The organism is Bacteroides sp. ZJ-18 (assembly GCF_011038705.2).
GTDB classification, from domain to species: domain Bacteria; phylum Bacteroidota; class Bacteroidia; order Bacteroidales; family Bacteroidaceae; genus Bacteroides; species Bacteroides hominis.
The window spans coordinates 3433801-3446163 of record NZ_CP072198.1 but is presented as its reverse complement, the minus strand read 5'-3'; the positions used below and the strand labels follow the sequence as shown (position 1 = coordinate 3446163).

Below are 12363 nucleotides of genomic sequence, written 5' to 3'. Positions count from 1 at the left end.
AGATGAATAAAAATATATTTCTGATAGTATTGTTATTTCTGGTTTCTGGCAGAATTGCTGCACAGTCTGTGACTGTCGATGCTAAAATAGACTCTTTGCAAATTCTAATAGGAGAACAGGCAAAAGTGCAGTTACAAGTAGCGATGGATGTGAAGCAGAAAGCTGTTTTTCCGGTATTTACAGATACGCTGGTACGTGGGGTGGAAATTGTGGAAACTGCTAAACCTGATACACAATATTTAAATGATCGCCAGAGAATGTTAATTACCCAGGAGTATATGGTAACTTCTTTTGATTCAGCTTTATATTATATTCCTCCTATGGGTGTGAAGATTGATAATAAAGAGTATAAATCGAAAGCATTGGCATTGAAAGTGTACTCAATGCCTGTGGATACTTTGCATCCTGATCAGTTTTTTGGTCAGAAGACCGTTATGAAGGCTCCTTTTGCATGGGAAGATTGGTATGGCTTGATTGGTTGCTCTTTTTTGGCATTACCACTGTTAGGATTGCTCATTTATTTGATTGTTCGCATCCGTGATAATAAGCCTATTATTCGTAAAATAAAGGTTGAGCCTAAGTTGCCTCCACATCAACTGGCAATGAAAGAGATAGAGCGTATTAAGACAGAGAAGATATGGCAAAAGGGACAACCGAAGGAGTATTATACGGAATTGACAGATGCTCTTCGCACATATATTAAGAATCGATTTGGTTTTAATGCATTGGAAATGACTTCATCTGAAATTATAGATAAATTGCTTGAATTTAATGATAAAGAAGCTATATCGGATTTAAAATATTTATTCCAGACAGCCGATTTGGTTAAATTCGCTAAGCATGATCCGCAAATGAACGAAAATGATGCGAATTTAATTAATGCAATTGATTTTATTAATGAAACCAAACAACCGGAAGAAGAGAACCTGAAGCCACAGCCTACTGAAATCACCATTATAGAGAAAAGGTCTTTGCGTACAAAGATATTACTGATATGTGGTATTGTATTTTTGTCGGCTGCTCTTATTGGAACCTTTGTATATATAGGGTTACAACTCTATAATCTGTTTGCGTAATAGGTTTTTACTTTTATCATATAAAATAAGAAATAGTAAATTGTAAATAGAATGGTTTTTGCCAATATTGAATATTTGTTTTTGCTGCTGTTGCTTATACCATATATTGTGTGGTATATAATGAAGCGGAAGAAGACGGAGCCGACTCTTCAGATTTCTGATGCACGTGTATATGCACATGCACCGAAAAGTTATAGGAACTATTTGCTGCATGTACCTTTTGGTTTGCGCATCATTGCTCTAATATTGATCATCTTGGTTTTGGCACGCCCTCAAACAACCAATAGCTGGCAAAACAGCGAAATCGAAGGTATTGATATTATGTTAGCTATCGATGTATCTACCAGTATGTTGGCGGAGGACTTGAAGCCTAATAGATTGGAGGCTGCAAAAGATGTAGCTGCGGAATTTATTAATGGCCGTCCGAATGATAATATAGGTATTACGCTTTTTGCCGGTGAAAGTTTTACTCAGTGTCCTTTAACGGTAGATCATGCTGTATTACTGAATCTATTTCAAGGTATTAAGTGCGATATTATAGAGGATGGGACAGCAGTGGGAATGGGAATTGCTAATGCAGTAACTAGGCTGAAAGATAGTAAAGCAAAATCAAAAGTGATTATTTTGCTGACAGATGGTACAAATAATAAAGGAGATATTTCTCCATTGACAGCTGCTGAAATAGCAAAAAGTTTTGGTATACGTGTTTATACTATTGGTGTGGGAACAAATGGTATGGCTCCTTATCCGGTACCGGTCGGGGGAACAGTACAGTATATTAATACGCCGGTTGAAATTGATGAAAAAACCCTTACTCAAATAGCAGGTATTACGGATGGAAACTATTTTCGTGCTACCAGCAATTCGAAACTGAAAGAGGTTTATGAAGAGATTGATAAATTGGAGAAAACGAAATTGAACGTGAAAGAGTATAGTAAGCGTCAGGAAGAATATCGTTGGTTTGCGCTGGCTGCTTTCTTATGTGTACTGCTTGAACTATTGTTACGTAACTCAATATTGAAGAAGATACCATAAAATAGATAGAAAGATGTTTCGATTTGAAGAACCTGCATATTTATATTTGTTGTTGTTGCTACCATTGTTGGTAGCCTTCTATCTTTTTTCTAACTATAGAAGGAGGAAAGCTATTCGTAAATTCGGGGATCCGGTATTGATGGCACAACTGATGCCTGATGTATCTAAATATCGTCCCGATGTAAAGTTCTGGTTGGTATTTACCGCCATAGGTCTGTTTGCGGTATTGTTAGCCCGTCCACAATTCGGCTCTAAACTTGAAACTGTAAAGCGTAAAGGAGTAGAGGTTATGATTGCATTGGACATTTCTAACTCTATGCTTGCACAAGATGTTCAGCCAAGTCGTTTGGAAAAAGCTAAGAGGCTTATATCTAAATTAGTAGATGGTATGGAGAATGACAAAGTGGGTATGATTGTATTTGCGGGAGATGCTTTTACTCAGTTGCCAATAACGAGTGATTATATTTCCGCTAAAATGTTCCTGGAATCTATTAATCCTTCGTTAATATCTAAACAAGGTACAGCTATTGGTGCAGCGATCAGTCTGGCAGCTCGCAGCTTTACTCCACAAGAAGGAGTAGGACGTGCTATTGTAGTGATTACCGATGGTGAGAACCATGAAGGCGGGGCTGTTGAAGCTGCTAAAGAAGCTGCCAAAAAAGGTATTCAAGTGAACGTTTTGGGAGTTGGTTTGCCCGATGGTGCTCCTATTCCAATTGAAGGTAGTAACGATTTTCGCCGTGATCGTGAAGGCAATGTAATTGTGACCCGTTTGAATGAGGCTATGTGTCAGGAAATTGCAAAGGTAGGGAATGGGATTTATGTTCGTGTAGATAACTCGAATTCTGCGCAAAAGGCTATTAATCAAGAAATTAATAAGATGGCTAAATCAGATGTTGAGTCTAAAGTGTATACAGAATATAATGAACAATTCCAAGTAATTGCTTGGATGATATTGCTTTTATTATTGGTAGAGATGTTGATTTTAGATCGTAAAAATCCATTGTTTAAAAACATTCGGTTGTTTTCTAATAAGTAATAATGTGTATGTCAAGAAGTAAATATATATTATTCGCTCTGTTGCTATCCCTCTCTCTGGGTACTTTTGCACAAAAGGCTGAGCGTGATTATATCCGTAAAGGCAATCGTCTTTTTAAGGACAGTGTTTTTGTGGATGCTGAGGTTAATTACCGAAAAGCATTAGAGGTGAATCCCAAATCAACTGTTTCTATGTATAATTTGGGTAATACGTTGTCGCAACAGCAAAAGTTTAAAGATGCGATGGAGCAATATGTAGCTGCAACTCAAATAGAAAAAGATAAGGCCAAGTTGGGACAGATTTATCATAATATGGGAGTATTATTCCAGTCTGGTAAAGATTATCAGAAAGCGGTTGAAGCATATAAGATGTCTTTGAGAAATAATCCGAAAGATGATGAAACCCGTTATAACTTGGCATTGGCTCAAAAGTTGTTGAAAGATCAACAGCAAAATCAACAGAACCAAGACCAAAATCAAGATCAGAATAAAGATGATCAGCAAAAGCAACAAGATAATAAAGATCAGAATAAGCAAAATGATCAAAATAAGGATAAACAGCAGCAGCAACCTCCTAAGTCTGAGAAGAACGACAATGAAATGTCTAAGGAAAATGCAGAGCAGTTGCTTAATTCTGTAATGCAAGATGAAAAAGGTGTTCAAGATAAAGTGAAGAAGCAACAGACTCTTCAGGGAAGACGTTTAGAGAAGGATTGGTAATAATAAAATAATTGATGATAAAAACTTCAGAGGAAATGAGAAAATTGATTTTCTTATTGATTACACTGGTAGCGGTGACTACACAGGCGTGGGCTGATGGGAAGGTAGTATTTACTGCATCTGCACCTGATGCTGTAGTAGTGGGTGACCAGTTTAGGTTATCGTATACAGTAAATACGATAAAGGTAAGGGATTTTCGTGTGCCTTCTATAAAAGGATTTGATGTATTAATGGGACCTAATCGTTCGCAACGTATGCAATCGATTAATGGGGTTACCAATAATAGTATTACTTTTACTTATATTCTGATGGCTACGGCTGAAGGAGAATATTCTATTCCGGGTGCTACGATTACGGCAGATGGAAATCAGATGGTTTCTAATTCGGTAAAAATAAAGGTTCTTCCTCCCGATAAAGCTGGAGGAAATACTGGCGGTAGTAGCGCTTCGTCATCAAGTAGCCCAACTGGGACATCCTCTTCCGCTTCCAATCAGGATCTGCTTATTACTGCTACAGCCAATAAGACTAATGTATATGAGCAGGAGGCTTTCCTTTTAACTTTTAAAATTTATACTCGTGAGTCCCAACTTCGATTTGAGAATGTGAAACTACCTGATTTTAAGGGATTCCATTCTCAAGAAATAGAAATGCCGGCTAATGCTAAATGGTCACAGGAACATTATAAGGGAAGGAATTATTTTACGACTGTATATCGTCAATTTGTATTATTTCCTCAACAATCCGGAAAGCTGACGATTGAACCTGCACGTTTTGATGCTACTATCGCGAAAGCTGTACAATCTGATGATCCATTTGATGCTTTTTTTAATGGTGGTAGCAATTATGTAAATGTGAGTAAGGTAATCGTGACACCCAAAATCACAATTAATGTAACTCCGTTGCCTGCTGGTAAACCCGCTAACTTTTCTGGAGGAGTAGGGGAGTTTAGCATCACTTCTTCTATTAATTCTAAAGAAGTGAAGACGAATGATGCTATAACGGTAAAGCTGGTAATTTCAGGAACTGGTAACTTGAAATTAATAGCCAACCCGGAAATAAAATTCCCAGAAGATTTTGATGTATATGAACCGAAGATGGACAGTAAAGTTCGTTTGACCCAAGAAGGACTTTCAGGAAGTAAGGTTATTGAATATCTTGCCATTCCGAGACATGCTGGAGTTTATAAGATTCCGGGAGTTTCTTTCAGTTATTTTGATATAAAGTCAAAGTCTTATAAAACACTGAGTACTGAAGATTATGAAGTCAAAGTGGAAAAAGGGGCAGGAAATGCAGATCAGGTTATTGCAAACTTTACAAATAAAGAGGATCTGAAAATATTAGGTGAAGACATTCGCTATATAAAATTGAATGATGTTAAGCTTCAGCCAAAAGATAGTCTTTTATTCGGTTCTTTAATTTATTGGCTATTCTACATTATTCCTGCTGTTATATTTATCATATTCTTCATAGTTTACCGTAAGCAAGCTGCAGAAAATGCAAATGTAGCTAAGATGCGTACAAAGAAAGCTAATAAAGTAGCTGCAAGGCGAATGAAGTTGGCTGGAAAATTGCTTGCAGAGAATAAGAAAGAAGCATTTTATGATGAAGTACTCAAAGCTTTGTGGGGGTATATTAGTGATAAACTTAATATTCCGGTTTCTCGTTTGTCAAAAGATAATGTGGAAGATAAACTTAGAAATCATGGAGTCAGTGACGAGTTGATAAAAGATTTCTTGGCTGCTCTGAATGAGTGTGAGTTTGCACGTTTTGCGCCGGGAGATGAAAGCCAAGCTATGGATAAGGTTTATTCATCATCGTTGGAAGTGGTTAGTAAGATGGAGAATTCAATAAAACGCTAAATTAGAGAAGATAAAGTCATGAAAAAAATATTGTTTTTTACTTTGGGCTTGTTAGTGGCAGTGACTTCTTTCGGGCAGGATTCATTAGTAACAGATTCTACTCAGAGGATGGAAGGCGATTCTGTCAATATTCGTAATACAGAGTTTTCCAGTTCTAAATTAGAGGATGCTACGAAATCTGAAGGCGACAGTGCTTATATAAGAAATGATTTTGCATCTGCAATTCAAATTTATGAATCACTATTACGTAAAGGAGATGCAGCTGATGTATATTATAATCTTGGAAATAGCTATTATAAAGTCAATGAGATAGCAAAGGCTATCTTAAATTATGAAAGAGCATTATTACTTCAACCTGGTAACGGAGATATTCGTGCTAATTTAGAGATAGCTCGTGGTAAGACTGTTGACAAGGTGGAAGCTGTGCCCGAGGTGTTCTTTGTGACGTGGACCAAAGCATTGATTAATAGTATGAGCGTAGATGCATGGGCTGTATGGGGTGTTGTGAGCTTCCTGTTGCTAATCGTATCTCTCTATTTCTTTATATTCTCAAAACAAGTGGTGTTGAAGAAAGTGGGATTTATTACAGGCATAGTCTTTCTAATAGTTGTTGTAATGGCCAATGTTTTTGCTTCTAAGCAAAAAGAAGAATTATTGCATCGGGATAGTGCAATCATAATGAATCCAAGTGTTACGGTTAGGAGTACACCCAGTGAGAGTGGTACTAGTTTGTTTATTCTTCATGAAGGGCATAAAGTTGATATTAAAGATAGCTCTATGAAAGACTGGAAAGAAATTCGTCTTGAAGATGGAAAGGTAGGATGGGTACCGGTTAGTTCGATTGAAATTATTTGAGAATAGAATCTATAAATATTTTATCAAAGTCCCTCTTTAATAGTATTGGATTTATTGAAGAGGGACTTTATTGTATTATAAGAAGTTACTATTGATTTAGATTGTTTTAGCGAAAAAAGAAGCACTTTTTTTTTGTTTTATCTTTTTTTTTCCTTAAGTTTATAGCGTGATAATATAGTCACGTAGTATTAACCATTAAATTTATGAGACATGAGAACAATAACATTTAATGAACTTCGTAAAATTAAAGATTCATTGCCTAGCGGTAGCATGCATAGAATAGCCGACGAACTAAATTTAAACGTCGACACGGTGAGAAATTTTTTTGGTGGTCATAACTTTAAGGAGGGGAAAAGTGTCGGAATACATCTTGAGCCTGGTCCGGATGGTGGATTGGTTATGATTGATGATACCACTGTGCTTGATCGGGCATTAAGGATATTGGATGAATTGAATATGAGAAAAGAAGAAGCTACCGAAGCTATGCAGGCTTAAATAAAAGATAAAGTCAGAATCCCAATTGGCAAAAACAATTGGGATTTCTTATTTGTTAAATTCAATAAAACAAACGAATTATGGAAGACAAATTAGTAACTTTAGCTATTCTGACTTATACAAAAGCTCAGATATTGAAGAATGTTCTTGAAAATGAGGGTATAGAGACGTATATTCACAATGTTAACCAAATACAACCGGTTGTGTCATCTGGTGTGCGTTTGCGTATTAAAGAAAGCGACTTACCTCGTGCTTTAAAAATCACAGAAAGTTCAGCTTGGCTTGCTGAAAGTATAGTGGGAGAGAAGGCGCCTAAAGTAGAACACCGTACTAAAAAGGTACTTATTCCAGTCGATTTCTCTAATTATTCGATGAAGGCTTGTGAATTTGGCTTTAATTTCGCGAAATCTTATGATGCGGAGGTAATACTATTACATGTTTACTTTACACCAATTTATGCTTCATCACTGCCATATGGTGATGTATTTAATTATCAGATTAGCGATGAAGAGACCGTAAAGAATGTGTTGCATAAAGTTCATGATGATTTGAATGCTTTATCAGAGAAAATAAAACAAAAGGTAGCGTCAGGCGAATTCCCTGATGTGAAATATACCTGTGTGTTACGAGAAGGCATTCCTGAGGAAGAAATATTACGGTATAATAAAGAACATCGTCCTAGAATCATTATAATGGGTACACGTGGTAAAAATCAAAAAGATATTGATCTTATTGGTAGTGTAACCGCTGAAGTGATAGAACGTAGTCATACTACAGTATTGGCTATCCCTGAGAATACTCCATTTAATAGTTTTAATGAAGTGAAACGGATAGCTTTTATGACAAACTTTGATCAGCGTGATTTGATTGCTTTTGATTCATTTATCAATGGACTTGATCCATTTCATTTTTCTGTTTCTCTTATTCACTTATCAGATGTAAAAGATACATGGAATGAGATAAAACTGGCAGGCATTAAAGACTATTTCCAGAAGCAATATCCGGATCTTGAAATTCATTATGATGTGGTAATGAGTAATGATTTTCTAAATAGTTTAGAAAACTACATTAAAACAAATCAGATTGATATTATTACATTAACTTCTTATAAGCGGAATATATTTTCTCGTTTGTTTAATCCAGGCATAGCTCGTAAGATGATCTTTCATTCTGATACACCGCTCTTAGTTATTAATGGATGATCAAGTTCTCAAAATGCGCGCTTTAAAATAATGGAATAATAACCATTATGTTTAATAGAAAAAGGCAACTTACTATACTTAAGTAAGTTGCCTTTTTGATAATGATAAATACACTATTTCTTATATTTTTCTGGAAAAATAAAGAGGTATCACTTTAGCTTGTGATACCTCTTTTTAAAGACAAGTTTTGTAATTTATATCTCTGATTAATCCATCAGTGAGATTAATTCATCAGTTTCTCTATAGCTTCAAATTCCGGTCCCATATTTAAGTTATAATAAACTCTATAAAGACCTTGCAGCCACAAATCTTTCTGATCAGGTTTTAGTTCTCTTGCTTTTTCGTAATACGGTTTAGCTTCCTCGTAGAACTTTTTGATGTTGGCTTGTGCTGTAGCATAATTCGGATCATTAATATCTGTTGGTGCTTTATCAGCATAGTCTTGTGCCTGTAGCAGATAGACTAATCCCAAGTTTGAGCATGCTTCTGCATATGTAGGGTCTACATCAAGAGTCTTCTTATAGAATTCAATTGCTTTCTCATAATCTTTCATATTATGATACAAATACGCTTTTACATACAAATATAATTTGTTGTTAGGATCTTTAGCCAACATGTCATTAGCAAATTGCATTGCTTTGTCATTCTGGTTAGAGCTACTATAATAATCAACCAGATTAGCAAAGAAATATTGATTTTCTGGGAATTTAACAATACCTTCCTGCAACTTCTCTACCCATTTGGCAGTATCGCCTTTAGCTTTATAAGCGTCTGTTAACAACTGCATTGCGAATTGGCCATTTTCTTTATCTTTCAAGGCATATTGAGCATATTTCATGACAGCATCCTTATCGCCTACTCTATCGGCAGCCAAAGTTGCATAATATGCTACTTGCGGTAAGATAGTGTCTTTTTCCAGTAGATTTTCTTTTTCTAACATAGGCAGTGTAGCTGCATCTACGTAAGCAGCAAAGAATTTTAATGCTTCTTCGTTTTGGTTTAGGTTAAAATACTGAATACCACCATTAATTAAATTGGGGCGTTCTGCCAGAATCGTTTTTGAGTTGGCACTTCTATATTTGTTTTTAATCTTACCCTTTTCATTGGGAATCTGTGCCAATTCGTCACATTTAACAAAATAATTATACATGTTCAGTACACTGTTGTATACCTTCAATGTATCATAGGGTTTTCTCAGATAAGCATTTTCCATCTCCTTTTCATTGATTCTTTTTTGGATATAACCAGCTACATCCCAAGTAGCTGCATTATCCTTTGTTTCAGGATTGGTTAGTGCTTCATTAATCAGCTGTTCAGCTTTTGCGAAGTCTGGTTTTACTTCACCGGCAATACTTTTCGCTTCTTTCACATTCTTTTCTTGAGCGAAAGCAAAACTTACAGCCATCAGTAAGACCATTGAAAATAATACTCTTTTCATGATTGTTGTTTGATTAATTATTAATATTATGTCTATTCTTCTGTTTCATTTACCAACGTGTCAGTTTCTGGATTACTTGGAATATTTCCCTCTCCCTCTTCTGCAGGAATTTCATCTTCCAAACTCTCTGACGTTACTTTACATACCGAGCCAATCTGGTCATTACGTTTCTCAAGATTTATCAGACGAACTCCTTGAGTTGCACGTCCCATAATACGAACATCAGCTACTTTCAGACGAATCGTGATACCTGACTTATTGATAATCATCAAGTCATTGTCATCTGTTACAGACTTAATTGTAACCAATTTGCCTGTTTTTTCGGTGATATTCATTGTTTTTACACCTTTACCACCGCGATTCGTTTTGCGATAGTCTTCAATATCGGAACGTTTACCATATCCTTGTTCTGAAACAACCATTACAGATTCTGTTTCAAGATCCTTGATGCAAATCATACCTATCACTTCGTCCTGTCCGTCATCATCCAATGTGATTCCTCGAACTCCAGTTGCTGTACGTCCCATAACGCGTACTGCTGCTTCATGGAAGCGTATTGCACGTCCATTACGATTAGCGATAATGATTTCATTGTTTCCGTTTGTCATACGTACTTCAATTACACGGTCGTCTTCACGAATAGTTATGGCATTTACACCATTCTGACGTGGACGCGAATATTGTTCTAATGATGTTTTCTTTATAACACCATTCTTGGTACAGAACAGTACGTAATGACTATTAATATATTTCTGATCATTCAAGCTCTTTACACGCAGGTATGCATTAACAGCATCGTCTGAATCTATGTTCAGTAAATTCTGTATTGCACGTCCTTTTGAGTTTTTGGTACCTTCGGGAATTTCGTATACTTTCAACCAATAGCACTTACCTTTTTGAGTGAAGAACATCATAGTGTTGTGCATTGTTGCCGGATAAATATGCTCAATAAAGTCTTCGTCACGGGTTTCAGTGCCTTTGGAGCCTACTCCGCCACGGTTCTGGGCACGGAACTCAGTTAATGGTGTACGTTTGATATATCCCATATGCGAAATGGTGATGATCATTTGGTCGTCTGCATAGAAGTCTTCCGGATTAAATTCTTCTGAAGAATATACGATTTCGGAACGTCGTTCGTCACCGTATTTAGCTCTTACTTCCAATAGTTCATCTTTAATCACCTTACGGCATACTTCATCATCAGCCAAGATACTTTCCAAATAAGCTATTTGCTTCATAACCTCGTCGTATTCAGCATGAAGCTGATCCTGCATCAAGCCGGTTAATTGGCGCAGACGCATTTCAACAATAGCACGTGCTTGAATTTCGCTCAGTTTGAAACGTTCCATCAGCCCGGAGATTGCGTCGTTAGGTGTTTTTGCTGCACGAATAATACGGATTACTTCATCAATATTATCCGAAGCAATAATTAACCCCTCTAATATGTGTGCACGTTCTTTAGCTTTACGTAGATCAAACTGGGTACGGCGAATGACCACATCGTGTCTATGCTCTACAAAATATACGATTAAGTCACGTAAATTCAGCATCTTAGGACGTCCGTTGACTAATGCTACGTTGTTTACACCAAACGAAGTCTGCAATGCTGTCATTTTATAAAGTTTGTTCAGCACTACACTTGCGTTAGCATCACGCTTGATATCGATAACAATACGCATACCTTCACGGTCGGACTCGTCATTAGCATTGGAGATGCCTTCTATTCTCTTTTCATTAACAAGGTCAGCAATTGCTTTGATCAATTCTGCCTTATTAACGTTGTACGGAATCTCTGTAACAACGATCTTGTCATGTGTTTGTCCAGACTCTATTTCGGCTTTTGCACGCATGACAACACGCCCACGTCCTGTAAGGTAGGCTTCACGTACACCACTTATACCATATATATATCCTCCTGTCGGAAAATCGGGTGCCTTTACGTATTCCATCAATTCCTCTACAGTAACATCTTTATTGTCAAGATAAGCTTCACAGGCATCGATGACTTCAGACAGATTATGAGGTGGCATGTTCGTGGCCATACCTACAGCGATACCCGAAGCCCCGTTGACCAGTAAGTTAGGAATGCGTGTTGGCATCACTTTGGGTTCCATCAGTGTGTTGTCAAAATTAGGCTCAAAGTCTACAGTTTCTTTGTAGAGGTCCTGCATCATTTCTTCACCTAATTTATTCAAGCGTGCTTCAGTATAACGCATGGCAGCAGGACTGTCACCGTCTACAGAACCGAAGTTTCCTTGTCCGTCTACCAACGGATAACGCATTGCCCATTCTTGAGCCATACGTACCATAGCAAAATATACGGAAGAATCTCCATGCGGGTGATATTTACCAAGTACTTCACCTACGATTCTAGCTGATTTTTTATAAGGTTTATCTGACGTATTTCCCAGTTCCATCATTCCGTAAAGAATTCTACGGTGAACGGGCTTAAATCCATCTCTAACATCAGGAAGGGCACGTGAAACGATGACCGACATGGAGTAGTCAATGTACGATGACTTCATTTCCTCCTCAATGTTAATCTTTATAATTCTGTCTTGTTCAAGCATTTAAAAAGATTATTAATTATACATTTGTGGCTTATGAAAAACCACGCTAAAGTACTACTTTTCCTTGATATACGA

Annotated in this window: 10 protein-coding genes; 8 read left to right on the top strand and 2 right to left on the bottom strand. The window is 36.8% G+C overall.

Features of this window, described 5'->3' with window-relative positions; translation table 11 throughout:
* The first annotated feature begins 2 nt into the window (after positions 1 to 2).
* The 8 genes from G7Y45_RS13820 (at position 3) to G7Y45_RS13785 (ending at position 8280) form a co-directional block, all read left to right on the top strand.
* The gene (locus G7Y45_RS13820; RefSeq protein ID WP_165015060.1) at positions 3 to 1076 is read left to right on the top strand and encodes a hypothetical protein; all 1074 of its coding nucleotides are present in this window, start codon (positions 3 to 5) and stop codon (positions 1074 to 1076) included.
* Between the two features lie 51 nt (positions 1077 to 1127).
* Positions 1128 to 2111, top strand: a complete 984-nt coding sequence (locus tag G7Y45_RS13815) for a VWA domain-containing protein (protein WP_032531023.1) — start codon at positions 1128 to 1130, stop codon at positions 2109 to 2111.
* Positions 2112 to 2124: 13 nt separating this feature from the next.
* On the top strand, positions 2125 to 3150 hold the full coding sequence (locus tag G7Y45_RS13810) for a VWA domain-containing protein (RefSeq protein WP_005777880.1): 1026 nt from the start codon (positions 2125 to 2127) through the stop codon (positions 3148 to 3150).
* A gap of 8 nt (positions 3151 to 3158) precedes the next feature.
* Entirely contained in the window at positions 3159 to 3869 is a 711-nt protein-coding gene (locus tag G7Y45_RS13805) for a tetratricopeptide repeat protein (RefSeq protein WP_175413947.1), read from the top strand.
* A 35-nt stretch (positions 3870 to 3904) separates the two neighbouring features.
* The gene (locus G7Y45_RS13800) at positions 3905 to 5728 is read left to right on the top strand and encodes a BatD family protein (RefSeq protein WP_165015271.1); all 1824 of its coding nucleotides are present in this window, start codon (positions 3905 to 3907) and stop codon (positions 5726 to 5728) included.
* A gap of 18 nt (positions 5729 to 5746) precedes the next feature.
* Positions 5747 to 6583 carry a tetratricopeptide repeat protein gene (locus tag G7Y45_RS13795; protein WP_005777875.1) on the top strand — a complete coding sequence of 279 codons (837 nt, stop codon included), beginning with the start codon at positions 5747 to 5749 and terminating at the stop codon, positions 6581 to 6583.
* Between the two features lie 210 nt (positions 6584 to 6793).
* The gene (locus tag G7Y45_RS13790; protein WP_005777873.1) at positions 6794 to 7078 is read left to right on the top strand and encodes a hypothetical protein; all 285 of its coding nucleotides are present in this window, start codon (positions 6794 to 6796) and stop codon (positions 7076 to 7078) included.
* 80 nt (positions 7079 to 7158) lie between these two features.
* Complete coding sequence (locus G7Y45_RS13785; protein ID WP_022011368.1) at positions 7159 to 8280, top strand: universal stress protein; 1122 nt, start codon at positions 7159 to 7161, stop codon at positions 8278 to 8280.
* Between the two features lie 223 nt (positions 8281 to 8503).
* Here G7Y45_RS13785 and G7Y45_RS13780 read toward each other — a convergent pair whose 3' ends face one another.
* Both G7Y45_RS13780 and gyrA read right to left on the bottom strand, forming a co-directional pair.
* The gene (locus G7Y45_RS13780; protein ID WP_005777869.1) at positions 8504 to 9718 is read right to left on the bottom strand and encodes a tetratricopeptide repeat protein; all 1215 of its coding nucleotides are present in this window, start codon (positions 9716 to 9718) and stop codon (positions 8504 to 8506) included.
* Between the two features lie 32 nt (positions 9719 to 9750).
* A complete protein-coding gene (gyrA, locus tag G7Y45_RS13775; protein WP_005806271.1) occupies positions 9751 to 12288 on the bottom strand; it encodes a DNA gyrase subunit A in 2538 nt (845 codons plus the stop codon).
* Positions 12289 to 12363 lie beyond the last annotated feature (75 nt).

Coding starts and splice junctions, on each gene's coding strand:
- G7Y45_RS13820 (WP_165015060.1), top strand. CDS start 3: ATGAATAAAAATATATTTCTGATAGTATTGTTATTTCTGGTTTCTGGC.
- G7Y45_RS13815 (WP_032531023.1), top strand. CDS start 1,128: ATGGTTTTTGCCAATATTGAATATTTGTTTTTGCTGCTGTTGCTTATA.
- G7Y45_RS13810 (WP_005777880.1), top strand. CDS start 2,125: ATGTTTCGATTTGAAGAACCTGCATATTTATATTTGTTGTTGTTGCTA.
- G7Y45_RS13805 (WP_175413947.1), top strand. CDS start 3,159: ATGTCAAGAAGTAAATATATATTATTCGCTCTGTTGCTATCCCTCTCT.
- G7Y45_RS13800 (WP_165015271.1), top strand. CDS start 3,905: ATGAGAAAATTGATTTTCTTATTGATTACACTGGTAGCGGTGACTACA.
- G7Y45_RS13795 (WP_005777875.1), top strand. CDS start 5,747: ATGAAAAAAATATTGTTTTTTACTTTGGGCTTGTTAGTGGCAGTGACT.
- G7Y45_RS13790 (WP_005777873.1), top strand. CDS start 6,794: ATGAGAACAATAACATTTAATGAACTTCGTAAAATTAAAGATTCATTG.
- G7Y45_RS13785 (WP_022011368.1), top strand. CDS start 7,159: ATGGAAGACAAATTAGTAACTTTAGCTATTCTGACTTATACAAAAGCT.
- G7Y45_RS13780 (WP_005777869.1), bottom strand. CDS start 9,718: ATGAAAAGAGTATTATTTTCAATGGTCTTACTGATGGCTGTAAGTTTT.
- gyrA (WP_005806271.1), bottom strand. CDS start 12,288: ATGCTTGAACAAGACAGAATTATAAAGATTAACATTGAGGAGGAAATG.